This window comes from Exiguobacterium alkaliphilum (assembly GCF_018138125.1).
In the GTDB taxonomy this organism is placed as follows: domain Bacteria; phylum Bacillota; class Bacilli; order Exiguobacteriales; family Exiguobacteriaceae; genus Exiguobacterium; species Exiguobacterium alkaliphilum.
In genome coordinates, this window is record NZ_CP073101.1 from 52781 (window position 1) to 78823 (window position 26043).

General features: G+C 53.3%; 27 protein-coding genes and 1 other annotated feature. Of the genes, 14 read left to right on the plus strand and 13 right to left on the minus strand.

Features of this window, described 5'->3' with window-relative positions:
- Positions 1-6: 6 nt before the first annotated feature.
- The 4 genes from trhO to ald all read left to right on the plus strand — a co-directional run bounded on the left by trhO (position 7) and on the right by ald (position 4067).
- The gene (gene trhO, locus KB235_RS00315; protein WP_211780074.1) at positions 7-948 is read left to right on the plus strand and encodes an oxygen-dependent tRNA uridine(34) hydroxylase TrhO; all 942 of its coding nucleotides are present in this window, start codon (positions 7-9) and stop codon (positions 946-948) included.
- Between the two features lie 118 nt (positions 949-1066).
- On the plus strand, positions 1067-1492 hold the full coding sequence (locus KB235_RS00320; RefSeq protein WP_029333791.1) for a divergent PAP2 family protein: 426 nt from the start codon (positions 1067-1069) through the stop codon (positions 1490-1492).
- An 89-nt stretch (positions 1493-1581) separates the two neighbouring features.
- On the plus strand, positions 1582-2796 hold the full coding sequence (locus KB235_RS00325; RefSeq protein WP_211780075.1) for a PucR family transcriptional regulator: 1215 nt from the start codon (positions 1582-1584) through the stop codon (positions 2794-2796).
- A gap of 140 nt (positions 2797-2936) precedes the next feature.
- Positions 2937-4067 (plus strand): alanine dehydrogenase, encoded by a 1131-nt coding sequence (ald, locus tag KB235_RS00330; RefSeq protein WP_034816734.1) that lies wholly within the window; start codon positions 2937-2939, stop codon positions 4065-4067.
- A gap of 40 nt (positions 4068-4107) precedes the next feature.
- Here ald and murB read toward each other — a convergent pair whose 3' ends face one another.
- Together murB and KB235_RS00340 are read right to left on the minus strand one after the other, a co-directional pair.
- A complete protein-coding gene (gene murB / locus KB235_RS00335; RefSeq protein WP_211780878.1) occupies positions 4108-5028 on the minus strand; it encodes a UDP-N-acetylmuramate dehydrogenase in 921 nt (306 codons plus the stop codon).
- Between the two features lie 152 nt (positions 5029-5180).
- Entirely contained in the window at positions 5181-5831 is a 651-nt protein-coding gene (locus tag KB235_RS00340) for a diacylglycerol/polyprenol kinase family protein (protein ID WP_211780076.1), read from the minus strand.
- 148 nt (positions 5832-5979) lie between these two features.
- Between KB235_RS00340 and KB235_RS00345 the strand changes: the two genes are divergently transcribed.
- The gene (locus tag KB235_RS00345; RefSeq protein WP_034816742.1) at positions 5980-6603 is read left to right on the plus strand and encodes a DUF1836 domain-containing protein; all 624 of its coding nucleotides are present in this window, start codon (positions 5980-5982) and stop codon (positions 6601-6603) included.
- Between the two features lie 60 nt (positions 6604-6663).
- On the opposite strand, the gene KB235_RS00350 is transcribed toward KB235_RS00345, so the two are convergent.
- Positions 6664-7143 (minus strand): LURP-one-related family protein, encoded by a 480-nt coding sequence (locus KB235_RS00350; protein ID WP_034816745.1) that lies wholly within the window; start codon positions 7141-7143, stop codon positions 6664-6666.
- A gap of 217 nt (positions 7144-7360) precedes the next feature.
- Positions 7361-7861, minus strand: coding sequence for a restriction endonuclease (locus KB235_RS00355; protein ID WP_246514271.1), 501 nt, complete (start codon positions 7859-7861; stop codon positions 7361-7363).
- 121 nt (positions 7862-7982) lie between these two features.
- On the opposite strand from KB235_RS00355, the gene KB235_RS00360 reads away from it, so the two are divergent.
- A complete protein-coding gene (locus KB235_RS00360; protein WP_246514388.1) occupies positions 7983-10157 on the plus strand; it encodes a PAS domain-containing sensor histidine kinase in 2175 nt (724 codons plus the stop codon).
- On the plus strand, positions 10154-11224 hold the full coding sequence (locus KB235_RS00365; protein ID WP_211780078.1) for an SDR family oxidoreductase: 1071 nt from the start codon (positions 10154-10156) through the stop codon (positions 11222-11224). Before KB235_RS00360 ends, KB235_RS00365 begins: the two co-directional genes overlap by 4 nt.
- 12 nt (positions 11225-11236) lie before the next feature.
- Here the strand turns inward: KB235_RS00365 and KB235_RS00370 are convergent, their stop codons facing one another.
- A complete protein-coding gene (locus tag KB235_RS00370) occupies positions 11237-12616 on the minus strand; it encodes a TrkH family potassium uptake protein (protein ID WP_211780079.1) in 1380 nt (459 codons plus the stop codon).
- Between the two features lie 136 nt (positions 12617-12752).
- On the opposite strand from KB235_RS00370, the gene KB235_RS00375 reads away from it, so the two are divergent.
- From KB235_RS00375 to KB235_RS00385, 3 genes are all read left to right on the plus strand, one after another.
- Positions 12753-13004, plus strand: coding sequence for a hypothetical protein (locus KB235_RS00375; RefSeq protein ID WP_246514272.1), 252 nt, complete (start codon positions 12753-12755; stop codon positions 13002-13004).
- A gap of 82 nt (positions 13005-13086) precedes the next feature.
- Positions 13087-13869 (plus strand): flagellar motor stator protein MotA, encoded by a 783-nt coding sequence (gene motA, locus KB235_RS00380; protein WP_034807231.1) that lies wholly within the window; start codon positions 13087-13089, stop codon positions 13867-13869.
- The gene (locus KB235_RS00385) at positions 13847-14626 is read left to right on the plus strand and encodes a flagellar motor protein MotB (RefSeq protein ID WP_034816756.1); all 780 of its coding nucleotides are present in this window, start codon (positions 13847-13849) and stop codon (positions 14624-14626) included. Before motA ends, KB235_RS00385 begins: the two co-directional genes overlap by 23 nt.
- 24 nt (positions 14627-14650) lie before the next feature.
- Here the strand turns inward: KB235_RS00385 and KB235_RS00390 are convergent, their stop codons facing one another.
- The 4 genes from KB235_RS00390 to KB235_RS00405 form a co-directional block, all read right to left on the minus strand.
- Positions 14651-16075: a dihydrolipoyl dehydrogenase family protein gene (locus KB235_RS00390; RefSeq protein ID WP_211780080.1), complete on the minus strand. Its 1425-nt coding sequence runs from the start codon at positions 16073-16075 to the stop codon at positions 14651-14653.
- Positions 16072-16437, minus strand: coding sequence for a DUF1499 domain-containing protein (locus KB235_RS00395; protein WP_211780081.1), 366 nt, complete (start codon positions 16435-16437; stop codon positions 16072-16074). Before KB235_RS00395 ends, KB235_RS00390 begins: the two co-directional genes overlap by 4 nt.
- Positions 16438-16501: 64 nt before the next feature.
- Positions 16502-17881, minus strand: a complete 1380-nt coding sequence (locus tag KB235_RS00400; RefSeq protein ID WP_211780082.1) for a sensor histidine kinase — start codon at positions 17879-17881, stop codon at positions 16502-16504.
- The gene (locus tag KB235_RS00405; protein ID WP_034808752.1) at positions 17878-18570 is read right to left on the minus strand and encodes a response regulator transcription factor; all 693 of its coding nucleotides are present in this window, start codon (positions 18568-18570) and stop codon (positions 17878-17880) included. Before KB235_RS00405 ends, KB235_RS00400 begins: the two co-directional genes overlap by 4 nt.
- Before the next feature lie 124 nt (positions 18571-18694).
- On the opposite strand from KB235_RS00405, the gene KB235_RS00410 reads away from it, so the two are divergent.
- Positions 18695-19516 carry a Cof-type HAD-IIB family hydrolase gene (locus tag KB235_RS00410; RefSeq protein WP_211780083.1) on the plus strand — a complete coding sequence of 274 codons (822 nt, stop codon included), beginning with the start codon at positions 18695-18697 and terminating at the stop codon, positions 19514-19516.
- A 35-nt stretch (positions 19517-19551) separates the two neighbouring features.
- Entirely contained in the window at positions 19552-20544 is a 993-nt protein-coding gene (locus KB235_RS00415) for an alpha/beta hydrolase (protein ID WP_034808756.1), read from the plus strand.
- A 67-nt stretch (positions 20545-20611) separates the two neighbouring features.
- On the opposite strand, the gene KB235_RS00420 is transcribed toward KB235_RS00415, so the two are convergent.
- The 4 genes from KB235_RS00420 to KB235_RS00435 form a co-directional block, all read right to left on the minus strand.
- Complete coding sequence (locus KB235_RS00420) at positions 20612-22177, minus strand: aromatic amino acid hydroxylase (protein WP_211780084.1); 1566 nt, start codon at positions 22175-22177, stop codon at positions 20612-20614.
- Positions 22178-22230: 53 nt separating this feature from the next.
- Positions 22231-22428: a binding site (T-box leader), on the minus strand.
- 121 nt (positions 22429-22549) lie between these two features.
- The gene (locus KB235_RS00425) at positions 22550-23227 is read right to left on the minus strand and encodes a uracil-DNA glycosylase (RefSeq protein WP_034816769.1); all 678 of its coding nucleotides are present in this window, start codon (positions 23225-23227) and stop codon (positions 22550-22552) included.
- Positions 23228-23309: 82 nt separating this feature from the next.
- Positions 23310-23945: an FMN-dependent NADH-azoreductase gene (locus tag KB235_RS00430; RefSeq protein ID WP_034816771.1), complete on the minus strand. Its 636-nt coding sequence runs from the start codon at positions 23943-23945 to the stop codon at positions 23310-23312.
- A gap of 125 nt (positions 23946-24070) precedes the next feature.
- A complete protein-coding gene (locus KB235_RS00435; protein WP_034816773.1) occupies positions 24071-24502 on the minus strand; it encodes a MarR family winged helix-turn-helix transcriptional regulator in 432 nt (143 codons plus the stop codon).
- A gap of 159 nt (positions 24503-24661) precedes the next feature.
- Between KB235_RS00435 and KB235_RS00440 the strand changes: the two genes are divergently transcribed.
- Entirely contained in the window at positions 24662-25036 is a 375-nt protein-coding gene (locus tag KB235_RS00440; protein ID WP_034808627.1) for a hypothetical protein, read from the plus strand.
- A 90-nt stretch (positions 25037-25126) separates the two neighbouring features.
- Positions 25127-26014, plus strand: coding sequence for a diacylglycerol/lipid kinase family protein (locus KB235_RS00445; protein ID WP_034808629.1), 888 nt, complete (start codon positions 25127-25129; stop codon positions 26012-26014).
- The last annotated feature ends 29 nt before the right edge of the window (positions 26015-26043 follow it).

Genomic DNA, 26043 nt, shown 5'->3' on the forward strand with positions numbered 1-26043 from the left:
ACACAAATGGAAACAAAACCAATGCGCGTGTTGTTGTACTATAAGTACGTCAACATCGAAGACCCAGAAGCGCTCACACAAGAGCACTTGAAGTACTGTAAAGACCTCGGCATCAAAGGACGCATCTTGATTTCTTCCGAAGGAATCAACGGGACGTGCTCTGGTACGTGGGAACAGACCGAGCAGTACATGAACGACTTGAAAGCGAACCCGTACTTCAGCGACATCGAGTTCAAAATCGATGAAGTCGAGGAGCACGCGTTCTCGAAAATTTTTGTCCGTCACAAAAAGGAACTCGTGACGTGGCGCTTTGATGGCGAGTTTGACGTGCCGAAACAGCACGGTGCATACCTCGAACCTGCAGAATGGAAAGAGATGATGCATCGCGATGATGTCGTCATCCTCGACGTTCGTAACAACTACGAGTACGACCTTGGTCACTTTAAAAATGCGATCAAGATCGACGTAGAGGCTTCTCGTTACATGCCAGAATGGCTCGAAGAGAACAAGGACCTCTACGAAGGGAAAACGCTTCTCACGTATTGCACCGGCGGCGTCCGTTGCGAGAAATTTACCGCATATATGCGTGACCAAGGTCACGACAACATTTTCCACTTAAAAGGTGGCGTCGTCATGTACGGAAAAGACGAGGCGACAAAAGGCGAGGATTGGGAAGGTGAGCTGTACGTCTTTGACGAGCGCATCAACGTCCCGGTCAACACGGTCAACCCGTCCATCGTCTCTGCGTGCATGCACTGCGGCACGAAGACGGTCCGGTACGTTAATTGTGCCAACCCGGTGTGTAATGCCCAGCACTTCTGTTGTGAAGAATGTGAGCCGAAACAGATGCGCTCATGTTCAAAAGAGTGCCAAGAGCATCCACGCAACCGCTATATCATCGAGAATATCGCGGACAAACTTCAGGAAACTGAAGGCGTCATCGGGTAACAAAAATCGACCAGAAAGCGTCAGCTGGCTTCCGCCACTGGCGCTTTTTTTGACGAAATCTTTACGTCTACGGTGGCGTCATATCGGGTATAGTGAAGATACCATTGTCAGACAGGAAGTGAATCGATTGCTGTTTAACGAACCCTTACTCGCCGCCCTCCTCGCATGGTTTATCGCGCAGGCGGCCAAACTTGTGACAGAACTCATTAAAACGAGAGACTTCGAACTGCAAATCATGTTCGCCTCAGGCGGCATGCCGAGCTCCCACTCTTCGACCGTCGTCGCCCTCGCGACCGTGATCGGACGGATGGAGGGACTCGACTCTAGCATGTTTGCCCTCGCCTTGATTTTCGCGACGATCGTCATGTACGATGCGACCGGCGTCCGCCAAGCGGTCGGATTCCAGGCGCGGCTTTTGAACGATTATTTCAAAGGAATCAAGCACGAGACGCCAATTTTGAACGAACTCGTCGGCCATACACCGTTCCAAGTCATCGTCGGTGCCTTGCTCGGTCTCGTCGTCGGTCTCTTCTTCCCAATTTAATCGAATCGGGCATGTCCATTCCCACTCCCCCATCTTTTTGTGAAGTTTCACAAGAGAGACGGTATACTCAAAGGAGAGGAGGAATCGACATGCCTTTTTTGCAGAAGTCCTATGAATCACTCGACACGCTCGCCGAGGCGATTGGCCAAGCGATTCGCGCACCGATCACGATCGAGAACCGCCATCATCAACTGCTCGCCTACAGCACCCATCCCGACTCGACCGATCCGGCTCGCATCGCCACGATTATCGGTCGCCGTGTCCCGGAGACGGTCATTGAGGACTTATGGGAAAGTGGGATGTTACAGCACGTCATCGATAGCGACGATCCCGTCGTCATCCCGGCGCGGCTCGCCGTCGGACTCGGCGAACGGGCGGCCGTCGTCATCAAACAGCATGATGATGTGCTCGGGTATATTTGGAGCTTGGCCCGCCCGACCCCTTTCTCGGAACAAGAGCTGACCGTCTTAAAAGAAGGGGCTTCCATCGCCAAGAAATTGCTCATGACGATCGCGATGCACGAACGCCGCATCGATGCCGAGCTCGAACGGTTCTTCTTAGATGTGTTAGCGACCCCGGCTCTCAGCCCGACCAACCAGCAGCGCTTGAACGAACTCGCGCCGATTGCCGTGGCGAGTCGATTGACGGTCATCGACTGTCTGCAACCGATCACCCCGCAGTTCGCCGAGCGACTCTTTTATGTACTGGCGACCCAACAGTCGATTGAGGTCGTCCTCCAAGCGATTGACGGACAACAATTACTCGTCTGGCATTACATGAAAACGGAATTGGCCGAAGAAGAGACGATGCTACTTGACTGGGCTGAGCGGTTCGAGACGCTTCTTCAGGATAAGTTCCCCGAGGCGAATCCGACGCTTGGCATCAGCCGTCGCTTTTTCGAGAGCGAGACGCTCTATCATGCCGCGGAGGAAGCGCGCCGTGTCACTTCGCTACGGCGAAAGTTCCCGCTTGAATTGGTGAACGCCCGCACGTTCGAACAAATCGGGATCTATCAACTCGTGCCCGACCTCGCCCGTCGCATCAACCTCCGCCTCGAGACACACCCGACGCTCGAACGGCTGAAAGCGTACGACCAGACCCATCAAACCGAACTCGTGACGACGCTCGAGTGGTACTTTTACTTCGATGGCAACGTGAAACAAGTTGCCGCCCATCTCCATATCCATCCGAACACGGTATTGTATCGGGTGCGACGGATTGAAGAATTGACCCAAATCACGCGGGCCTCGCTCCCAGAACGGGCCACGATTTACTTGGCGATTAAAGCCGACCAATACCGTTGAGACACCAGACCTTCACCTTGTGATTTTTCACAAAGTGAGGGTCTTCATTTTTAGAATGTGGGATAAAGACAGCTTTTTCGGAAGGGTCTATACTAGAAGTGTGAACAAATTGTGTCAAGGAATTGAAAGGGGAACGGATCATGAAAATCGGGGTATTGAAAGAGATTAAAAACAACGAAAACCGTGTCGCACTGACGCCGATGGGGGCAGCCGTATTGACAGAGCTCGGGCATGACGTGCTCGTTGAAACGGAAGCAGGCGTAGGGAGCGGCTTCACGAACATGGAATATGTTGACGCTGGTGCGACAATCGTCGACACGGCAGCAGACGTATGGAACCACGTCGAGCTCGCGCTCAAAGTAAAAGAGCCACAACCGTCGGAATATCGCTACTTCCGTCGCGATTTGACGCTCTTCACGTACCTTCACTTGGCGGCCGAGCCGGAACTGACGAAAGCACTCGTCGATTCGGGCATGACCGCAATCGCTTACGAGACCGTGGAAATCGATCGGACGCTCCCGCTCCTCACACCGATGAGTGAAGTCGCAGGACGCATGGCAGCTCAAATCGGGGCACAGATTTTAGAGAAGCCGCACGGCGGAAAAGGGATCCTCTTATCCGGTCTCCCAGGCGTCCCACGTGCGAACGTGACCGTCATCGGCGGCGGGGTCGTCGGGACGAATGCGGCCCGCATCGCCATCGGCCTCGGTGCGAACGTGACGCTCATGGACATCAGTCCAGCCCGTCTTCGTCAAATCGACGACCAGTTCGGCAACACGATCAACACGCTCATCTCAAACAGCTATAACATCGCCAAACAAGTCGCCGAAAGCGACCTCGTCATCGGCGCGGTGTTGATCCCTGGTGCGAAAGCTCCGAAGCTCGTGACGAAAGATATGGTGCAACAGATGTCACCGGGCTCGGTCATCGTCGACGTCGCCATCGACCAAGGCGGGATTTGTGAGACGATTGATCACATCACGACACACGACGCACCGACGTACGAGCGCTTCGGCGTTCAACATTACGCGGTTGCGAACATGCCAGGCGCCGTCCCACGCACGTCGACGCTCGGCCTGACGAATGCGACGATGCCGTATATTATCGAGTGCGCGCAAAAAGGCATCTTCACAGCGCTTCGCGAGAATGCCGCCCTCCTCAAAGGATTGAACGTCATCGACGGTACGGTCACGTATGAGGCTGTCGCCCGTGACCTCGACTATCCGTTCATCCCGGCGTCAGAAGCCATCACGAAACAGCTCCAAGCCTAAACGAAAGACGCTTGAACGAATTGTCGTTCAAGCGTCTTTTTTATGCGTTTTCGACGGCGATATCTTCCCCGATGATTTTCACTTCTGGCTCCAAGTCGATTTCGAACTTCTCTTTCACCGTCGCTTGGACGTGACGGATGAGCGAGATGTACTCGGTCGCTGTCGCGTCGGCGATGTTGACGATGAAGCCGGCGTGCTTCAATGACACTTCGGCGCCGCCGATGCGTTTCCCTTGCAGGCCGCAGTCTTGAATCAACTTGCCGGCGAAGTAGCCCGGTGGTCGTTTGAAGACGCTGCCACATGACGGGTACTCGAGCGGTTGCTTCGACTCGCGCTTGTACGTCAAGTCATCCATCACTTCTTTGATGGCCTCGTACGCGAGCGGCTCGAGTGCGAACGTCGCTTCAAGCACGATGAGCCCCTCTTTGGCGATTCGGCTCGTCCGATAGTCGAGGTCGAGCTCGTCTTTCGTGAGCGTGAGCAGTTCGCCTTCGGGCGTCAAGACGACCGCGCTGACGATCACATCCTTCGTCTCACCGCCGTAGGCACCGGCGTTCATGTAGACGGCACCGCCGACCGTTCCCGGGATACCGCAGGCAAACTCGAGGCCTGACAGCTCTTCTGTGAGCGCTTGGCGCGACACGTCGATGATGGCAGCCCCTGCTTGCGCGATGACGTGATTGCCTTCACGACGAATCGTCTTCAGTTCGTTCAAGTTCAAGACGATGCCGCGGAGTCCCCCGTCCCGGACGATCAAGTTCGAACCGAACCCGAGAATCATGAACGGCATGCTCTCGCGGTGTGCGAGTTCAAGCACGGCCTGAACTTCTTCATACGTATGCGGTGCCACGAAATAGTCCGCGTTCCCGCCAAGCTTTGTATACGTGTGCGCCGACAAAGGCTCGTCTTGTTTGACGCGATCGGCTGGGAGTATCGTTAATAATTGATTTAAAAAGCTCATGCGTTCACTCAATCCTTTACGTTCTATTTTTATCTGATGAATGCATCGAATGGCTTCGACGCACGTCGCTGAATGGTTTCAGTACGAATCACAGTATACAAATGTTTGCCGGGAGTGACAAGCAACGTTTTCTTTACAATCGAGCAAATGATTTACAACAATAACGATGTGGCGACAGCCACTACAATCGGAATTGTAAAGTTATCCCAATCTCGATACGAAATCGCTTCTGTCAGCGTCGCGACAACGGAAATGATGAACCCATATGTTACCACTTGCCAAAGGGGAACATCATCCCACAAAAACAATAAAAAGAGAACGGCATATGAACTGAGGAACATGGCCATACTGCCTTGGAACGAACGCTTTTGACCGTATAAGTCGTACGTCACCGTGCCATACTTGCGACCGATGAGTGCGGCCAAGCCGTCCCCCCAGGCCAACACGAGCGAACCGGCCAAGAAGGCGAGCGGCTCGGATTCAAAGAAGAAATATAAGATGACGAGCAGTGCGATTGGGTAATAGACGGTGCCGAATGATTTCCGTTCGGTTTGATGCACCGGCGACGGACTTTTATAAAGAAGGAACGCGTTCGCGAACGTGAAGAACACGAGTGGGATTGCCGCGACGTACCATGTCTCCATGAGCCAGACGGCGAGGAGCGACCAATGTCCGACCGCGATATGTACACTTTTACGAATTGTTTCGTCCGTCCAACCTAGACGCTTGCCGACTTGTTCGAGTCCGACGAGGAATACGAGGACGAGGACGATCGATAAGATAGAGCTGACCCATTCATTCATCGATAGACCACCTTTAGCTACAGTTTTTCTACGTTTACATTATACCTTAATCGGGTCTGAACCTAGCTTCCTTTTCAAACATTTGGTAGAATGAGGTCAAATGACTGTATAGACGGCGAACGAAGCCGGCTATAGAAAGGGTGGCTTTATGCGCGACGCAACTTCAATTCAAACTTTGGCGGACTGCCTTCACTATATGCAAGTTGGCGACGTCGATCGGGCCATCGCCTTATTCCCGGAAGAAGTCCGTGACCACTTTCCGAAAGAGCTCCGTAAAATCCATTTGTTTCATATTGAAAAGAACGGACTGTCCATCAATCAAATCGTCGCTCTCGCCAACACGTTGACCGGCGAGCATTTATCGGCGACGACGATTCAAAACTGGACGAAGCGCGAGGTGCGTAAAATTATCGGCGTCCCGCGCGTCGGAAAGAAATATTCCTTGCAACAGGCGGCAATCATCTATTTGCTCGACGACTTGAAGCACTTGTTCTCGCTTGAAGAGACGAGCTCGCTGCTTGCGCTCATCTTTAACAACCCGGACCGTGATGAGGACGACTTCATCTCGCCAATCGATTTTTATCGGTTATATGCCGAATATGCCAAGTCGACGAGTCCAATCGACTTGCTCGACACCCGGGCAAAACGCTCGGTCGAGAAAATGGGACACTCCCATCCGAACATCATCCACGTCTTGAAGCTCTGTTTGTACGCCCACCGCGTCACGACACTCGAGCTCGAGGCAAAACAATACTTGGGCCGCTTCATGTGATGAAGCGGTTTTTTGCATACAGAAAAGCACCAACCCGAAGGCTGGTGCTTGTCGTTACGTTCAGACAGAAACCGCAAGCGGCATCCGTGATTTGACGCTCAGCGTCTTCAAGACCGACAATAGTTCAAACATCGAGAGCTGGTCGGCTTCTTTCGTCAGACAGAAGCTGTCGTCCTCGTGCTTGCGAAGCTCGGCGACTAACTTGCCCGCCTTGTCGCGTACACTGAACTTGTAGCGCTCGACGTCGTATTGAATCGTATAGAGCCCGCGTTCATAGACGTTGTACTCACACTTTTTCCCGAATAACGAGAATTTGTCTTTCAATTGACCAATCGCTTGCCCGTCGTGGTTCATCACGACCCATTTCTGACAGTTCGGGATATATTTCCCGAGAGCGATTTGTCGGCCAGACAAATTGTGCACTTGGACACTGCCTTCCGCGTCGCGGTGAACAGATCCGATCGCATCATTTGTCTCGTCATAAATGGTTGCCTCGCCTTGCGTAAAGACGCAACCTTTTACATAAATTAATTTGCGCACCGCTTTTCCTCCTAATACGTTCCAACCACGAATTTTCTATTTGTCCGGTTGGTCATTCTGTGAAACCCCAATGTTGTTTCGTGTAGCCGAATCTCTCTGTTCAACTACTACATATTTCATATGACGAAGATGATTATTGCACCGTTTGAACAAAAAGACAACCCCTTTTTCTTCGACACAATCCGTCATCTTGACAAACATGTGAAAACCGCCTGCCCTAGCGCTTAAACCCTGCTTCTTTCAACAGTTGCTCGAGCTCTGATCTTGCAATCAGACGAACTTGATTTGGTGCCGCCAATTCATAGGCACTTTCCGTATAAGACGAGTTCGTCACGACCCATCCCTCATCCACCCCATAGTATGGAACGGCCGCCGCCACTTGTTGGACCGCCTCGAGCCCGACGACTTTCTCGTAGCGCTTTGCCTGGACGGCGATCGACCAGCCGTCCGGTGTCTCGAGCAACAAGTCGGCGCCAAAGTCACGAGACGCCGGTGTGACGGTCACCTTGTAGCCGAGCGCGTGGAACACGTCCTCTAAAAACAACTCGAACTCACGTCCGTCCATGCGGTCGATTCGGTCAATCGTCGATAGGCGCTTCCGCCAGATGAACCAAACGAGACCAAGTATGATTACCGTGACGATCGCCCAAACCGGGGCGTCCATCCACCAAAGCACAAGTCCGAGTATGAGACTCAAGCCCATTCCTTTCACGTTCATCGTCCTCTCCATCGTTCGTTCACTATTACTTTACCGTCTCTAGGCAGGAAAACAAAGGCACAGGTGTCGAATGGTATGAGGATGTACCCGTTTGATTTATAGAAGGAGGGATTACCCGTTGATGGAGAAAAGAGTGCATCTCCAGAACGACCTGTTGCATGCTTTGCCTTACGGTGTCGCCTTAATTCAAACAGACGGCACGATCGTGCAAGCGAACCGACCGTTCTTAAAACAATTTCCTGAAGATTTACAGACGCGTTCAAACATCTTTCATATGGTCAATCAATCCCCGATTACGATGGAGCTGTCGCGCCGGATGGAACAAGGACTCCCTTGGATGTACGAGATGCCGACCATCCGCATCCACGCCATCCCGAACGGAGACGTCTATATTCTCTCAATCGAACCGCTCCCGCTCGATACGCGGGTGACGGTCCAACATAACGCCTTCGAAGCGATGATGCATACGGAGCTCGACATGGCGATGATCATGACCGATGCGAACTTGCTCATCAACCGATTCAATAAAGGGGCGACCGAGCTGTTCGGCTATGCCCCCCATGAAGTCTTATACGAGATGACCCCATTCGCCCTCTTCGAGTCCCGCGAATTGAGCGAGAAACGGACGCATTACCAGGACGAGACCGAACGCTTGCTATCGTTCGAACAGATGCTCCGCGTCGCACTCGATCGTGGCGACCGCGAATGGAAGTTTCAACGGAAAGACCGGACCCACTTCGTCGGGAAGCTGTTCATGCATCCCGTCTACGAGCAAGCCCGCGTCATCGGCTTCTTCTTCTTCGTCTTCGACGTCAGCCCGGAGATTGCGTTAAAAGGCGAGTTGCTCCATAAAGAACAGCGCTATCGGATGTTCGCTGAGTCGGTCATCGAAGCCGTTTTGTTCCATGAGGACGGGACGATTCTCGACGCCAACAAGGCGGCCGAGACGATTTTCCGCATCCCCGCTGAAGACATGGTCGGTCGCCAGACTATCGAGTTCATCGCCGAAGGCTACCGGGCCGACGTCTTGCGACGTATCCGCAACCATATCCAGACGCCGTACGAAGTCATCGGTCGACGCGAGGACGGCACGTTCCTCGAGATGGAAGTGTACCCGAAAGAGGTGACGTATCAAGGCCAGACGCTCCGCGTCGCCGTCATGCGTGACATTAGCGACCGTAAGAAAGTCGAACGGATGCTCGAGCGCGAGAAGAACGCCATCGCCCGCCAGCGCGATATCATCCAGTCGATTTTACAAGCGTCGAACGAGGCGTTCGTCTTGACCGAATCGAACGGCAGCGTCCTGTTCATGAACGTGCACGCCCGCCGTCTGCTCGATTTGCCCGGCATCGCCCCGAATAAGATGCAAGAGCGCATCCCGCTCTTGACGACGTTCCGACAACGAGACCGGACGGAGATGTTGAAAAAAGTCGACCTCCTGCTCGACGGCTCGGCCCACGAGGTATCGATGCGCTTCTCGATTCCGCAACTGAACGACCGGGATGAACAGTACTACGAGATGTACGCGACCGGTATGGACGCGAAGCGTCAAGTCGGCGTCGACAGTGGTTTCTTGTTCGTCTTCCGAAATCGAACCGAGGAAGAGCGGATGGACCAAATCAAGAACGAGCTCGTCAGCACGGTCTCCCATGAACTGCGGACTCCGCTCTCTTCCTTATCCGGCTATATCGAGCTCATGCAAAGTCGAGAGCTGACGCCGGAGAAACGAGAGCGTTTCTTGAAGACGATGGCTAAAGAAGCGAAACGGTTGACGGACTTGTTGAACGACTTCCTCGACATTCAGCGCATGGAGGACGGCAATCAGGAGTATAAAAAGGACCGTTTCATCTTGAACGAGCTCGTTCGTGACGTCGTCGAACGGTTCCGTGAGACGAGCAACCATTCCATCCATTTTGACGACGCCGATGAAGCACTGCCTCTCATCGCCGATCAAGCGCGTATCGAGCAAGTGCTCATCAATCTGTTGTCGAACGCAATCAAGTATTCGCCGCAACACCACGAAGTTGAGGTCCGAATCCGAGCCGAGCATGGACAAGCGTTCGTCTCGATTCAAGATTTCGGCATCGGCATCCCCGAGCACGCGTTCGAAGAGCTATTCAAGAAATTCTATCGCGTCGACAACTCCGATACGCGCCAAATCGGGGGGACGGGGCTCGGGTTGTCCATCTGTAAGGAAATCATCGAGTCGCACGGCGGTAGCATCGAAGTCGAATCGACGGTCGGCGTCGGCTCGACGTTCACGTTCACGCTCGACTTAGCGGAGGAGACACTATGAACCATTACGCCTTTACGGGGTTCCCTGGTTTTTTGGCCGGGAAGCTGATCACCCATCTCGCGTCGGTACCGAACCAAATCGGCACGATTTATGCGCTCCATTTGCCCCATCAAAAAGAAGAAGCCATCGTCTTGAAAGACGAGCTGCTCGAGGCGACGACGTTAGAGGAAACACAACTCGTTCTCGTCGAAGCCGACATCACGCTCCCCGAAGTGATTCTTGACCCAATCACGCGTTCGGTCATCGAACGGGACGTCCATTACGTGTTCCACCTCGCTGCTGCTTACGACTTGAGTATCCCGTATGACGTTGGCTATCGGATCAATATGCTCGGGACGAAACATATGACCGCGTTCGCGAAGCGTGCCGCTCATCTCAAACGATACGTCTACTTCAGCACCGCTTACGTCTCCGGTCGGCGCCAAGGCACCGTATATGAGAATGAATTATGGCACCGCCTGCCGTTCAAAAATCATTATGAGGCGACGAAGTATGAGGCGGAAGCAATCGTCTCGCGCGAGTTCGGTTCGATGCCGATCACGATTATCCGCCCCGGCATCGTCATCGGCCATAGCGTGACCGGGGAGACGAAGAAGTTCGATGGCGTCTATTTCGTCTTGAAACTGATGGACCAGTTGCGCCAGGCGGCCCCGCTTCCTTACATCGGACGTCAAAATGTCGAAGTGAACCTCGTCCCGTACGACTATGTCGTCGAGGCGACAGCCTATCTCGCGCATGCCCCGGCCGGACTTGGCCGGACGTTCCATTTGACGGATCCGTTCCCGCACGGCGTCCGTGAAGTGTACCGGATGATTCACGAGACGATGTTTGCACGTGCCCCGCGCGGCACCATCCCCCATATCGCCGCCGAGGCTGGGTTTTCCGCACTCAAGCTTCAAGAGCGGTACGGCGTCCCGCGCGAACTGCTCGACTATTTCAAGCATCAAGTCCGGTTCGATACGACACAGGCGATGCGCGCATTGAGCGGGACCGGGATCGTCTGCCCGGACTTGAAAGATTATTTGCCGCAAGTCGTCACCTATTACGAGACACACAAAAAGCCCTAATAGGGCTTTTTGTCATCCAATCAATAGTTTTTCTTTCGGGTAGCGAATCTTACGGTCGAGCTGCCGTGCCACGGTGAAGAGGATCGTGAGCGAGCCGACGCGACCGAGTAGCATCATGAACATGATGAGTTCTTTCCCGCTGTTGTTTAACTCGGCCGTGATCCCGAGCGACAAGCCGACCGTCCCGAACGCGGAGACGACTTCAAACAATACGGCCGTCGCTGGCAAGTGACCGTTCGTCAAAACCGTCAAGGTCGTAATAAATACTATAAAGAAGAAGCTCGTAATCGCGACCATGTACGCTTTTTTGATTTGAAACGTGTCGATTGTCCGTTCCATGATGACCGTCTCCTTCTTCCCAAGCAGAAACGCCCACATGTCGGCCAAAATGACCACTACAGTCGTCACTTTAATCCCTGATCCTGTCGAGGCGGCCCCTGCCCCGATATACATGAGGATGAGGATGAGACCGATTGAGACCGGCGCCATCGTCGCGATATCCATCGTATTGAAGCCGGCCGTCCGTGTCGTGATCGCTTGGAAAAACGTCGCGTGAAGCGCTTCGCCGAGTGGGCGTCCGTAAAGCGCCCCTTCTCTCGACACCCACTCGAACAGCATGAGGCCGAACCAGGCGATTCCATTGATGACAAGTAGTGAGCCGATCATGATTTTCGAGTGGAGCGCCAAGCGCTTCCAGCCCTTCACTTCGGTCACATCAGCAATCGTCGTGAAGCCGAGGCCGCCAATCATGATAAGAATGGAAATCGTGATGACGATGGACGTGTTCTGTTCAAACTGCATGAGGCTATCTGGCCATAGGGCAAACCCGGCGTTATTGAACGCCGAGACGGCGTGGAAGAAGCCGTAGTACAAGGCGTCACCGAACGAGTAGTCGCCTGTGCCGTACAGTTCTGCTGTCAAAAAGCAGAGACCGATCACTTGAACGATGATCGTCGTGAAGACGATGTTTCGAACGAGCCTTACCGTCCCGCCCGGTCCTGACAAGTTGAGGGACTCTTGGAGTAAGATGCGTTGTTTCAAACCGATTTTACGTCCGAGCACGCTGAGGAGCATGAGGGCGACGGTCATAAAACCGAGCCCCCCGATTTGAATCAACGCCATGATGACAACCTCACCAAACGTCGTAAACGCCGTCCCGATGTCGACTGTGGAAAGCCCTGTCACCGTAGCGGCCGACGTCGCGATGAAGAGACAGTCAATCCACGCGACGGGTTCACTTTGCGCGAACGGCATATAAAGGAGCGTCGCCCCAATCAAAATCACGAGTAAAAAGCCGCTGGCAATAAAACGGGCCGGTTTTTCGAATACGATTCGGTATAACGCCTCGATTCGCTTCAGCCGCCGTTCCCGTATCGATAATGGATGTCGCATCCCCATGTCCCCTTCACTCTTTCTAAGCCACATATTACGCCTTGCCAACAAAATTGCCAACTAGGAAAATGTCACGCTAACCCTTTCTTCGATTTTTTGGTAATATGATAGATAGACTTTATAAACGTTGAGGAGGTTGAATGAAACCGTGGACCCTAGTACGGTAGATCATTCGCTAAAGGATGTCTCGCGAAGGTTGGAGCGCCAGTCACAGTACATGCCCGCCCATCTTTATTTCCAGCTTGAAGAATTGTTGCATTGGTCACTCGATCAAGAAGTTGTGAATCAATTGTACGCATTGTTAAAAAAATACGACGTATTAACCGATATAGAGCGTGAAGAACGAAATGTCAGCATCCAATTGCTGATTGACGAAAACGGCGCTTAACCATCGGGAACGCATTATGCGGGAGACGAGTGGCGTCTCTCGCTTTTTTATGTCCTGGATTAGAAAGGTGGAAAACATAGACATGGATGTCGTCACGTTAGTAGGGCTTATACTCGGCTTTTTCACATTGATTGGTGGAATGCTTCTAAAAGGTGCAGGCGTAGCCCCCCTGATTAACCCGGCCGCATTGGTCATCATTTTTGTCGGGACGGCCGCTGCGGTCAGTATCGCCGTCTCGAAAGAACAGCTGCAAACCGTTCCAAAACTTTTTAAAATTCTATTCACGAAACAAACGCTCCCAAGTAAGACCGGCATGTTGACGCAATTCGTCGATTTATCGACACAAGCACGAAAAGAAGGGCTTCTCTCTCTTGAGACAGCGCTCGAACAAGTCGATGAACCGTTTTTGAAGCAAGGCATGATGATGGTCATCGATGGACAACCGTCCGAATATATCGCCGAAGTCATGTCACGTGATATCGAAAACATGGAAATCCGCCATAAGGCGAACGCTGACGTCTTCACACAAGCCGGTACATACGCCCCGACACTCGGCGTACTCGGAGCCGTCATCGGGCTTGTCGCTGCCTTAAAAGACTTATCCGACATCGAAAAACTTGGCTACGCCATCTCAGCCGCTTTCGTTGCGACGCTATTCGGAATTTTCTCAGGGTATGTGCTCTGGTTCCCGTTCGCGAATAAACTGAAGCAATACTCGAAGAGCGAAGTGCTCATCAAAGAGATGATGATTGAAGGGATCCTCTCGATTCAAGGCGGCGAATCGCCGAAGACGTTAGAAGATAAGCTGTCTGTGTATTTGTCTCCAAAGGAGCGAGCCGACTATGAAGCGCAAAAAGAAGCATGATCATGAAGAACATATTTCAGAAGGCTGGCTCATCCCCTACGCCGACTTATTGACGCTCCTCCTCGCGCTCTTCATCGTCTTGTTCGCGTCGAGTAACGTCGACCAGACAAAACTCGAGAAGATGTCACGGTCGTTCAACCAAGTCTTCTCTGGCGGGACGAGCGTATTCCAAGCATCGACCGCCTCAAACAGCGACATCAACCGGACGAACAACACGGACACGACGGCGAACCCGCGAACGTACGAACTCGCGAAACTCGACGAACTGAAAGAACAAGTGAACGAGTACATTAAACAGAACGGGCTACAAGACGAGATTGAAGCGACCATCAATTCGAGCGGTCTCGTCTTGACGATTCAAGACCGTGCGCTCTTCAGCATGGGGGAAGCGACGTTAGACGCCGAGGCTCGAGCCGTCGCCCGCTCCATCAGCGGCATCCTCGAGCAAGCCGGTAACCGGGAAATCGTCGTCTCGGGCCATACGGACAACGTCCCCATCAACACGGCCCGCTTCCCATCGAACTGGGAACTCAGTTCGGCCCGGGCGACCGCCTTCATGCGTGGCTTATTGACGAACGACACACTGAATCCGAGCCAATTCACACTCGCGAGCTATGGGGAATATAAGCCGATTGCGACGAACAGCACGCCGGAAGGACGGGCCAAGAATCGTCGCGTCGAAGTGTTGATTAAACCACTCGTCGACCTATCCGAAGGTGCACCAAAAATGATTGAGACGATTATTTTGCCACAGTAAAAGCCCACTCGCGTGGGCTTTTTGTCATCTTGTCCATTCAAAATATTTACGAGCGAGGTCAGTGAGCGGGCTGTTGAAGAGACGTTTGCGCCAGTAGAGGTCGGCCGCCTTCTTCACGGCCTCGCTCCGTGATGGATACGGATAAATCATACGGGACAGCTTTCCAATCTTATCCCCGCGCTGCATCGCGTAGACGACGATTTGCATCCAATCGCCGGCCGTCATTCCGACCGCGTGACCGCCAATGATTTTACCGTTCTTCCGCGTGATGATTTTGACGAAACCGGTCTCTTGACGGTCGGCGACGAAACGGTCGACCTCGGACAGCTTCGCTTCAAAGATGTCGACGTCTTCCCCGTACTGTTCTCGTGCCTCGGCCTCGGTCAAACCGACGTGGAACACTTCCGGGTCCGTGAACGTGATCCACGGCATCTTCTTATAATCGACTTTGTTCCATAGACCGAACAAGGCGTTCGCGACGACGGCTTTCCCTTCTTCGCCCGCAGCGTGCGTGAACGGGAGCGTATTGATCGTGTCGCCGATTGCAAAGATGTGCGGTTGTGACGTCCGATACGTCGATGAGACGTCAACGTATCCGTCTTTGACGTGGACGTGGGCCCGGTCGAGGCGAAGCGCCTCGAGCCGTGGCTTTCGCCCCGTCGCCATGAGCAGCTTGTCCGCTTCGTAATGCACGGTCTCCCCATCGATTTCCGCTTCGACACGAATCTTACCGTCCACTTCTGAGATGTGTTTGACGTCCACGCCAATCTTCAAACGCATCGCCATCTCAAGTTGAGATTTAAGTAGCGTCCGCACCGACTCATCTTCTTTCGGCAAAAACGTATCGAGCGCCTCGAGCACCGTCACTTGACTCCCTAGCCGAGCGAATGACTGAGCGAGCTCGAGCCCAATCGTGCCGGCTCCGATGACGATGATGCTCTCTGGTAGCGTCTCTTCGTGGAAGACGTCTTCGTTCGTTAAGTACGGTACCGTATCAAGTCCGTCAATCGGTGGGACGGTCGGTTGCGATCCGGTTGCGATGACGAATTTCTTCCCAATCAAAAGATCGTCCCCGACTTTTAACTCGTACGGGCTTTGGAACGACGCTTCGCCGATATAAACGTCAACGCCTAACTTCGTAAAACGTTCCGTCCCGTCATGCTCTTGAATGATTTCGCGGGCACGATCGACACGGGCTTTCGTTGACTGGTAATGGTCTCGTCCATCGAACTCGGTGCCGAGCACGCGGGCTGCTTGCATCATCGAACTCGCTTCTTTCGAGGCGGCGATGAGCGCCTTTGACGGGATACATCCGACGTGGAGACAGTCGCCCCCGAGGTGCTTCTTCTTCTCGACGAGCGCGACTTTCGCGCCTAGGTTGGCCGCACCTGCGGCGACCGTCATCCCGGCGGCGCCACCTCCGATTACAATCAACTGATAATCTTTCATTTGATTAACCTCCGATATCGCTCGCTCACGTCTTCCATCCGTTTCCGATTCACATTGAAATCTGAATAGCCGACTCTTGATGCTGAACGAAATTCAATTTGTCGTGTCTCGTCGTCGAATAAAAACTCGACGTCATCTTTAAACTTCATCACTTTCGTCGCGACGACGTAATGGAGTGACTCTTCGGTCTCGTCGATGAGCTCGGTCCGCGGCAATTGCCCCATGACCATCTTAATCGCTCCGACCGTCTCGGCCCGGTCGCGCCCGTACGGAAGCGGCTCCATCTTGAGCGCCTCGTTCGACGTCTGTGTCGATACGGCGTTCGGTGTCCCTTTAATTGGTTTCAATGATTTCGTGGCCACGCGAAAAACCTCCCTTATTCTACATACAATTACATGTATCCTAAATCGGGGAGGTTTAACCCTATTAATGTAACTCGCTCGGGTCGAGCGGCAAGAGGACGGTCACGGTCGTACCCTGCCCGACCTCGCTCTCGATGACGAGTTTTCCTTCATGCGCTTCAATCAACTCTTTGGCGATGGCAAGGCCGAGGCCGCTACTGCCTTCGGTCACTTGCGCCTGATAGAACATCTCGGTGATGCGTTGTAAATGTTCTTTTGAGATGCCCGGTCCTTCATCGATAATCGAAATGAAGGCGACCCGTTCCGACTGAACGAACCGAACCGTCAACGTCCCGCCTTCCGGCGAGAATCGAATCGCGTTGTCGAGCAAGTTCAAAAACACTTGCTTCAGTCGATTCTCATCGAATAGACCCGTCGATTTTTGTGGATACCGCTCGATGAGGGTAATCTGTTTATCCTCAAGCGACTGTTTTAGTTGCACGGACACTTTACGCAACAACGTGACGAGGTCGAGTTCCTGACGATACAAGACGAGGCGGCTCTCTTCGATCTTCGTGTAATCGAGGAGCTGCTCGACGAGGCCGATCATCCGCTCGGTCTCAGAATGGATGATGCTGAGGCCGAGCTCGGTCTCTTCGGACAACTTCTCGTTGCCGCCGCGAATCGTCTCGGTCCACCCTTTGATTGACGTGAGCGGGGTCCGCAATTCATGGGACACGTTCGATAAGAATTCATTTCGCGTCGACTGATGCTGCTGCACTTTCGCCCCTAAGTACGTCAACGTCCGCGCGAGCGCCCCAAGCTCATGTTTCTCATTCGAGTAGACTTCGAGATCGAAATCTCCTTGTGCCATCTCATCGGCCGTCTCGATGATTTCTCGAATCGGACGGACGAACCGGTCCGCGATGCGAATGACCGCGTAGAGGGCGATGAGCCAGATGAGGACGCCAATCATGACGACCGCCATCCAAATCTCTCGGATGAGCGTGTCGAGATCTTCGAGCGGGCGGGTGAAGCTGATGGCGAGTTCGCTCGTTTCCCCGGTCATAATCGGGCTCGTGACCGACAAGAAATGCTCGTCGTTGACGTCATAATCCTGAACGATTGATTCACCTTGGGCCAACTTGTCGAGTTGCGCCTCGGTAAACAGCGCCTGCTGGTCTCGTTGCCCGGTCGTCTTGACGATGTCACCGCTTCGGTCGACAATCGACAAATCCGTACCCGGGTAACCAAACGTCCGCACGAGCACCGAGAAGGCGCTCGGCGTATCGAATCCGACTTGCGCTTGCGGATATAAATACGCACTCGTCGTGGCGTGACTGAGGAGCGCCTCGGACTCATACTCATAGTAATAGCGATACGTACCGTAAGAGAGGACGCTCACGAGCAGGACGAGGACGAGTGTGACGACAATCATAATGCGAAGGACAAGCTGTTGCTTCATCCGTCATGTCTCCGCCACTTGTACCCATGCCCCCACAGCGTCTCAATGAACGCCGGATGGCTCGGATCATCTTCAATCTTTTGCCGCAGTCGCCGAATGTTCACGTCTACGGTCTTCCGGTCCCCGAAGTAATTGATGCCCCAAACCGCGTCGAGCAAGGCGTCGCGCGACAAGACGACTTCCTCGTTTTGGACGAGATGGCAAATCAAGTCGTATTCGGTCGGTGTCAAGTCAATCGGTTGCCCGTACTTCGTCACTTGCTTGGCTGCAAGGTCGATGGCGAACGGTCCCGACTTCAACCGTTTCTTCTCTTTACGCTTCACTTTCTCGACCCGGCGAAGGAGCGCCTGAATCCGGGCGACGAGTTCGCCTGGACTGAACGGTTTGGCGATGTAGTCGTCCGCACCTTTCCCGAGCCCTTCAATCTTATCCTCTTCAAGCGTCCGTGCCGTCAACATGATGATCCCGACGTTCTCGTCTAAGTCGCGAATCGCCGCGCATGCTTCGAATCCGTCCATTTCTGGCATCATGACATCGAGCAAGACGATATCGAACGGCTGGCGGTCAAACGCCGTTACCGCCTCACGTCCGTTCGTCGCCTCAAACACATCAAACCCGGCTCGCTTTAAATTTACGATGATGAAGCTGCGAATCGCATGCTCATCCTCGGCTACTAATATCCGATTCATATATCCACCTCTTCTGAAGTTCACTTCTCTACATTATAGTTACGTTTTTGCGACAAGGTTGTCAATTGACCTCAAATCGTATTAGGATGGAGTCATTAGATTCCGAAGGAGGACTCATCCCGATATGAGTTATAAAATGATTGTGTTAGATATGGACGATACGTTGCTCACGAGTGACCATACGATTTCCCCGAAAACGAAAGCCGCGCTCCTCGACGCCCAAGAGCGTGGACATAAAGTCGTCCTCGCGAGCGGCCGTCCGACATATGCGATGTGGGACGCGGCCCGTGAGCTCGAGCTTGCGAAATACGGTAGTTTCATCTTGTCGTTTAACGGTGCGTCGATTATTGATTGTGCGACGAACGAAGAAATCTTCTCGAGCACGCTTACACCTGAAACGGTCGCATACCTCCATGATATCAGTGTACGTGAGGAAATCGCGATTCATACGTACATCGGTAACGAAATCGTAACCGATCAACCGAACCCATACACCGATATCGAAGGAGAATTGACGGGGATGCCGGTCATCCACGTCGACGACTTCAAAACGGCGGTGACGACACCGGTCGTCAAATGTCTCATGCTCGGTGACGGGGACACCCTCGCACCAATCGAGACGAAACTCCAAGTCGAACTCGAAGGCAAGCTCGCCGTCGCTCGCTCGAAGCCGTTCTTCCTCGAGTTCACAGAGGCTGGCGTGACGAAAGGGACGAGTCTTGCGTTTCTAGCGAAGCACGTCGGAATCGACCAAGCACAAGTGATTGCTTGTGGAGACGGGAACAACGACTTGACGATGATTGAGTGGGCCGGTCTCGGTGTTGCCATGGGCAACGCCAATACGACAGTCAAAGGAAAAGCCGATTTCATTACGAAATCAAACAACGAGGATGGCATCGCGCATGTCGTCGAGACGTTCATGAGCAGTGTCCTCGTCGATCAGTAAATCGTGAAGCAACGCTTCATAAAGGAGGAAGTATGATGAATAAAGGATTGAAACGAGCAGGACTCGGACTAGTCGGGACGGCCGTCGCCGGAGCCGCGTACGTATTCTTGTCCCCGAAACCGACGTCCCGCCTCGTCAAAACCTCATTTTCCGGTGGCAACGAAGTCGCAATGAAAGGATTTGACGAAGTCGTTCAAAAGACGTCGGTCCGAAAAGATATCGACTATCATTCGTCTTACGAGAACGGGACGTTTGATTTGATTCGTTATGAAGGCGACAAGCAAGTCCCGACCATCTTTTGGGTGCACGGCGGTTCGTTCGTCGGCGGTGACAAGGCCGACGTCTTCAAATATGCGACGTCCATCGCGAGTAACGGCTACAACGTCGTCAGCATCAACTATGCGCTCGCGCCGGACGTAACGTATCCCGTGCCGCTCCAACAAATCGAGGAAGCGTACGCCTATATCGTCGAGAACAACGACCGCTTCCGGCTCGACCTCGACCGCGTCTTTTTCGCCGGCGATTCAAACGGCGCGCAACTCGTCGCTCAGTTCGTCGGTATTCAATTGAACGACGGCTACGCCCCATCAGCCGAAGTGAAGCAAGTCGTACCGAAACAATCGATTCTCGGGACGATTTTGATGTCTGGCCCGTACGACTTGAAGCGGACGATGCTCGAGTCGTCAAAAGCGGTCAACCGCTTCCTCTTCAAACGGATCGGGTGGGCGTACTTCGGGACGTATAACTGGGAGAACCTCCCCGTCGTTACGGAAGCGTCCCCGCTCGTCAACATTCCAGCGACGTTCGTCCCGACGTTTATCACGGACGGCAACACGGGCTCGTTCGAGGCGCAGGCAAAAGAGTTCGCCACCATCCTCGCTGGTCGCACCGATGTGACGAGCGTGTTCTATGACGAAGGGGAACTTGGTCACGCGTATCACTTCGAGATGGACAAACCGGCCGCGAGTTCGACGTATCGCCGCCTCATCACGTTCTTGCGCGAGACGACAACGTCAGTCAATCCGTGACCATCGTCGTTCCGCAAAAATGACCGCCTACTCTTGCGAGTGGGCGGTCATTTTTTTCTCGTCTTGTTCAAATGTGTAGCAAATCAAACGCCCGGCCAATCAGTTCGTTCCGTGAAGCGGATGTCGCACGTAACTGTTGGAGCCGTTCAATGAGCGCCTGCTTTAGCGTCTCGGATTCGACGAGTTCGAGACACTCGATTTGAAGCAACCAGGCGTCCGCGTGGTCTTCGAGGATCGTCGGGACGATCTCATCGATAGATGCTCCTTGTTCGCGCAAGTTACGGACACGGTTGAACATCGGATCATCGTTCGTCCAAACGCGCGCATCTCGTTCGACGATGACCGGTTTTTCGATGAGGACGAGCTCCTCGACGTCGGTCCCCGGAAAGACCGACGGAATCGAATCTTGGCGAATTTCAAGTGTCGCCAGTTCGATTCGGCGCCCTTCCAGCTCAATGACGACATTTTCTAAACGCAACTCGTCTGCCGTCTCGTTGACGACCTGTCCATCGAGTCGAATCGCTGCCGTCGCCAACACGTCTTGAATCGGCCCGTCGAGAATGAGCAAACCGTGGTTCTCGAGGTTCGTTAATTGTCCGTTGTCGACTTTCACACAATCGTTCCATTGGATGAGGACGTGCCCGTCGTGCTTCGTCATGTGGCGGACCACGCCGACTCGGTCCGTCCCGTCTTCGAGGCGGACGGTCGCCTGACTGCCCGAGGCGAGCGCCTTCTCGATTGAGGCGATGCCGCCCTGATGAACGGCCATCCGGCGCTCGAGCTCGTCAAGCGCATCGGTCAAAGCGTCAAAGTCCCGGATGACGAACAGCTCACGTTGCATATTCGTCACGTCTTGTTTCGTCTCGAGGGCGTGTTCGAGGTCGAACGGATGCTTCGTGACGGCGTCTGTCAAACAGTGACGACTCTCGCCTACTGAAGACAAGAGGCCTGCCCCGTAGATAAGCGGGTTGTCAACGTCACCGATCAAGCCGAACTCGACCGTCCACCAAAAGATGCGCGCGACTTGTTGCGCTTCAGAGAATCCGGTCACTTGCGCTTTCGCCGCATGGACCGCCGCCTCTGCCGCTGCAATCTCTTCATCCGTCGAGTTGGCGTTCTCCTTCACGACAGTCAACCGTTTCAAAGCCGCGAACGAGGCATGCTCTTCCCGGTTCATGAACGCCTTGGCACCAAGTTGACCGAACCGTTTAACGATATTTGAAAAATCGGGGTCCATCAGCATCGGGGCATGGCCAGCCGCTTCATGAATGATGTCCGGCGCCGGGCTGTATAAGATGTTTTCGACTTTTCGGATATCGGTCGCGACCGGAAGCATCCCGTTCCCTTGGAAGTCGAAGAAGGCGACACCAGGGATGAGTCCATCGACGGAGACCGTCGACCATCCGGCCGAACGCATCTCTTCGGTCATCGCCTCGACGTTTGGCAACCGTTCCGGCCCCATCCCGGTCTTCTTCAATCCCTCGATGTAAAACGGGTGGGCTTTCCCTTCGAGCGTATGCAAGTTGAGCCGTAAGACGAACCGCCAAACAGCGTGATCGGTCGGCGTGTACTCATCGTAGAATTGTGGAGAGATATGTGGCGCCAAGTGGCGTGGGATCAGTTGTGTCAACATGTTGGTTCCTCCTTTTGTGTATGAAACGTCAAAAAGTCCCTATCGAATCACTCGATAGGGACGACGGTTGCCGCGGTACCACCCTGATTACTAGACAGACGTCTAGTCACTTCATTCCGGTAACGGGGGACCGCTCAATCGTTGAGAGCTCGCAAACTGTAATTCGATTCATCTTTTGGGCGTGTTCGCAGCACCACACGCTCTCTGAGCCAGGGAAGATGTCTCTACTTCGGTTTGGTCATCACTTTTACTGTTATACAGTTATGCTTTTATGCACATTTGCTTTTAAGCACTAAAGCATCTTGTTGGTAGTAACGATACCAGACCTTTTTTCTGACGTCAACCAAAAAAACAGTCCGCATGCGCGAACTGTCATAAACACCAATCGATTTCTTCGACGCCCCATTCACTGAGCTTCGCATTCACTTGCGAGAATGGCTTTGAACCAAAGAAGCCGCGGTGGGCCGAGAGCGGGCTCGGATGGACCGATGTCAAAATTAAGTGCTGCTCACCGATGAGCGTCTGTTTTTTCTTGGCATCGTTACCCCAAAGAATAAAAACGATTGGTTGCTCTCGATTGCCAAGCTCTCGGATAATCGTGTCGGTGAACGTTTCCCATCCTTGACCCCGGTGTGAACCGGCTTTGCCCGCCTCGACGGTGAGCGCCGTATTGAGGAGCAATACGCCCTGGCGCGCCCACTTCTCAAGGTTCCCACTCTTCGGTGGTGTACAACCGATGTCATCGGCCAGCTCTTGGAAGATGTTTCGAAGCGATGGTGGGAAACGAACGCCGTCCTGTACCGAAAAGCTGAGGCCGTGCGCCTGATTCGGGCCATGATACGGATCTTGTCCGAGAATGACGCACTTGACGTCCTTGAACTTCGTGTAGACGAACGCGTTCCAAATGTCTTGGCGCGCCGGATAGACCGTCGTCGTGTTATACGCCTCGTCGACGAACGTCTTCAACGCTTGAAAATATGTCTCCTCCATCTCGGATTCAATCAAATGTGACCAGTCCCCGAGCAGGCGGTCTGATAATTGTTCTCCCATAGGTGTCCTCCCCTTTCCGTTCTATCATACCCAAATGTAGCGCAAGCAAAAAGGCGAGCCCGCATGGACTCGCCTTCAATCATTATACGGTTACCGCACCAGCGACTTCTTTCGCGAGTGTCTCGGCTTTCGCTTTCGCGTCAGCGACGATTTCTTCAATCTTGTCTGGGAATTGGTTCATTCCTTCAACCGCAAGCGTCGTCACATCTGTCACGCCAACGAACGCGAGCGCTTGACGAAGGTATGCGTCAGCGAAGTTAAGGTCAGTGCCCGTGTAGACGCCGCCTGTCCCTTGAATGTGGATCGCTTGTTTGTTCTCGAGAAGACCGACCGGGCCTTGCTCTGTGTAACGGAACGTCTTACCAGCCGAAAGAACGCTGTCGAGGAACATTTTCATGCGGGCCGGGAAGAAGAAGTTCCACATTGGTGTCGCGAAGACGTAAACGTCCGCTTCCATGAACTTCTCGAGCATGCCGTTCATCGTCGCGACTTTCTTCGCTTCTACGTCCGTAAGCGCTTCGCCTGAAGCGAATTTGCCCCATGCGCTGAGGACGTCGCCGTCGATTTCTTGAACGTCTACGTCGTAAAGTTCGATCGCCTCGATGTCGAGCGATGCGTTCTCTTCTTTGAGTGTCGTCATGAACGTCTCAGCGACTTGCTTGCTATATGACAATTCTGTCGGTTTCGGGTTAGCTGATACGTAAAGTACTTTTTTCATAATGGCTTCCTCCATCTATTCAAATCTCTATTTTTTATAACAACAGTTAGAACTATACCAGCTGTATATCTCATCGTCAATTATTTTAATTTCAAGATAAAAGTGCATAAAAAACACAGCAGGCTTCATTTGCCTGCCGCGTTATAGCCGACGCGCTTCAACAATTCGATGAGCGTCTCGGTCTCCGACTCACTGAGCGGACCGTAAATGTCTTTGAAAATCTCGATATGCTCGGGGTAGACAACATCCATCAAGTGCTTGCCTGTCTCTGTCAACGAAGCGTATGTCACACGCCGGTCAGACGGGCAGGCGACGCGCTCGATGAGCCCTCGTTTCTCGAGCTTGTCAATTACATACGTGACGCTTCCGCTCGTAATCAAAATTTGATCACCAATTTGTTGTAGCGGAGTGTCTCCTCGTTTATACAGGACCGACAGCACACCGAACTCTGTTGAATTCAATTGGTGGCGTCTCAAATCATCTTTCACACGGTCACTGATTGCGTCCATCGTCCGTGCCAAGACGACCCACGCCTTTAACTCAAGGGATTCAATCATGTCGGTTTCACCTCAATTCGTTCTTCGTTTATCTTTAGTATAGCAGGACATGAGCAGTATACGGGCAGGAAAACGCTTCGTCAAGAAACTTCTTCATTGTCCCATTCTGGCGAAACGTTTAGAATGGAGGTATTGTGATTTTTAGAAAGGGTGGACGGTATGCGTGAGTATTACGAGATTTCATTGACGATCAAACAAGATTACTTGGGTTCGGTCATCGAGTTGTTGAATCGGGAAGGCATCGCCCCGGATTATGCGCTTCGAAAAGAAGGTGCGGTCTTTTTGCTGTTCAATCACTTGCCTTGGTCGAACGTCACACGTGAACCGCATGCGGTCGAGCGCTTCTTGCTCACGCTCCCGCGCACGGACTACTTGTTCGTCAAAACGAAACGTAAATCGCCCGTCCCTGACCATGAGCCGGTCGCCTGCATGGGGGCGTTCGATTCTCCGTTTCATGAGCATTTGAAGATTGAGCTCGCCGTCGATGAGTCGGATGCGAGCCATCTCGATATGTCGGCGTTTCGCCACTACTGAGCAACGGGAAACCGTTGCTTTTTTTATGACTAGCTTTTCCGACAGACGGGAATATAGCACAGTATCTAAACGTAAAAGGGGAATGTCTGAATGGAACCTGTCATGTTAATCGTCAATCCGTCATCTGGAAAAGAGTTAGGAAAAGAACATGCGCCGCATGCCGAGGCAGTGCTGAAAGAGCGATACGGCAACGTCGACGTCCGCTTCACAGAAAAAGCGGATGACGCCACCCACTTCGCACGTGAAGCGGCACAACGCGGTTATCGCGCCGTCATCGCCATGGGCGGGGACGGGACGCTAAACGAGACGGTCACTGGACTCGCCGAAGCCCCGCACCGGCCGGACTTCGGGATTATCCCGCTCGGTACGGTGAACGATTTGGCTCGCGCCCTCGGTGTACCGAGCGATCCGGAAGACGCGATCGAGGCGCTCAAGACGGCTGAACCGACCCCGATGGATATCGGAAAATACGAGAACGGGTATTTCATGAACGTCATCGCCATCGGTCTCATCGCCGAAGCGGTCGATGAGGTGAGTGTCGAGGAGAAGACGAAATGGGGACCGTTCGCCTACCTTATCGAAGGCGTGAAGGCGTTCCGCGAGCACAGCCCGTATTCCCTTTCCGTTCAAGCGGACGAGAAGACGTTTGACGGGGACGCGTACCTTGTCGTCGTCGCCCTCACGAACTCGGTCGGCGGGTTTGAGAACTTTGAGCCCGACGCCGAGGTGAATGACGGCTTGTTGCACGTCTATTTGTTCGAAAGCCTCGGCTTCAAAGATGCGCTCCAACTTGCCCCGGCCCTGTTCACGGGCAAGTTGAAAGAGACGGACAGCGTCACCTCGTTCAAGACGAAACGAGTCCATGTCGACTCGCCTGAGTCGCTCCCGGTCAACGCGGACGGCGACACGGGTGGAACACTCCCGCTCACGTTCGAAGTGTTACCAAGTCATCTAAACGTTTTAAAACCGTTGACGTGATGACAGGAGTTTACCGTTCTATCTAGAAG

Bases quoted from the DNA above. Each gene is read 5' to 3' on its own strand.
- KB235_RS00355 (WP_246514271.1), bottom strand. From the start codon at position 7,861: ATGAACGTGAAAGGAATGGGCTTGAGTCTCATACTCGGACTTGTGCTT.
- KB235_RS00385 (WP_034816756.1), top strand. From the start codon at position 13,847: ATGAAGCGCAAAAAGAAGCATGATCATGAAGAACATATTTCAGAAGGC.
- KB235_RS00445 (WP_034808629.1), top strand. From the start codon at position 25,127: ATGGAACCTGTCATGTTAATCGTCAATCCGTCATCTGGAAAAGAGTTA.
- KB235_RS00425 (WP_034816769.1), bottom strand. From the start codon at position 23,227: ATGGGAGAACAATTATCAGACCGCCTGCTCGGGGACTGGTCACATTTG.
- KB235_RS00360 (WP_246514388.1), top strand. From the start codon at position 7,983: ATGGAGAAAAGAGTGCATCTCCAGAACGACCTGTTGCATGCTTTGCCT.
- KB235_RS00435 (WP_034816773.1), bottom strand. From the start codon at position 24,502: ATGATTGAATCCCTTGAGTTAAAGGCGTGGGTCGTCTTGGCACGGACG.
- murB (WP_211780878.1), bottom strand. From the start codon at position 5,028: ATGAGCTTTTTAAATCAATTATTAACGATACTCCCAGCCGATCGCGTC.
- KB235_RS00345 (WP_034816742.1), top strand. From the start codon at position 5,980: ATGCGCGACGCAACTTCAATTCAAACTTTGGCGGACTGCCTTCACTAT.
- KB235_RS00365 (WP_211780078.1), top strand. From the start codon at position 10,154: ATGAACCATTACGCCTTTACGGGGTTCCCTGGTTTTTTGGCCGGGAAG.
- KB235_RS00400 (WP_211780082.1), bottom strand. From the start codon at position 17,881: ATGAAGCAACAGCTTGTCCTTCGCATTATGATTGTCGTCACACTCGTC.
- KB235_RS00325 (WP_211780075.1), top strand. From the start codon at position 1,582: ATGCCTTTTTTGCAGAAGTCCTATGAATCACTCGACACGCTCGCCGAG.
- trhO (WP_211780074.1), top strand. From the start codon at position 7: ATGGAAACAAAACCAATGCGCGTGTTGTTGTACTATAAGTACGTCAAC.
- KB235_RS00440 (WP_034808627.1), top strand. From the start codon at position 24,662: ATGCGTGAGTATTACGAGATTTCATTGACGATCAAACAAGATTACTTG.
- KB235_RS00405 (WP_034808752.1), bottom strand. From the start codon at position 18,570: ATGAATCGGATATTAGTAGCCGAGGATGAGCATGCGATTCGCAGCTTC.
- KB235_RS00415 (WP_034808756.1), top strand. From the start codon at position 19,552: ATGAATAAAGGATTGAAACGAGCAGGACTCGGACTAGTCGGGACGGCC.
- KB235_RS00410 (WP_211780083.1), top strand. From the start codon at position 18,695: ATGAGTTATAAAATGATTGTGTTAGATATGGACGATACGTTGCTCACG.
- motA (WP_034807231.1), top strand. From the start codon at position 13,087: ATGGATGTCGTCACGTTAGTAGGGCTTATACTCGGCTTTTTCACATTG.
- KB235_RS00390 (WP_211780080.1), bottom strand. From the start codon at position 16,075: ATGAAAGATTATCAGTTGATTGTAATCGGAGGTGGCGCCGCCGGGATG.
- ald (WP_034816734.1), top strand. From the start codon at position 2,937: ATGAAAATCGGGGTATTGAAAGAGATTAAAAACAACGAAAACCGTGTC.
- KB235_RS00430 (WP_034816771.1), bottom strand. From the start codon at position 23,945: ATGAAAAAAGTACTTTACGTATCAGCTAACCCGAAACCGACAGAATTG.
- KB235_RS00370 (WP_211780079.1), bottom strand. From the start codon at position 12,616: ATGCGACATCCATTATCGATACGGGAACGGCGGCTGAAGCGAATCGAG.
- KB235_RS00340 (WP_211780076.1), bottom strand. From the start codon at position 5,831: ATGAATGAATGGGTCAGCTCTATCTTATCGATCGTCCTCGTCCTCGTA.
- KB235_RS00420 (WP_211780084.1), bottom strand. From the start codon at position 22,177: ATGTTGACACAACTGATCCCACGCCACTTGGCGCCACATATCTCTCCA.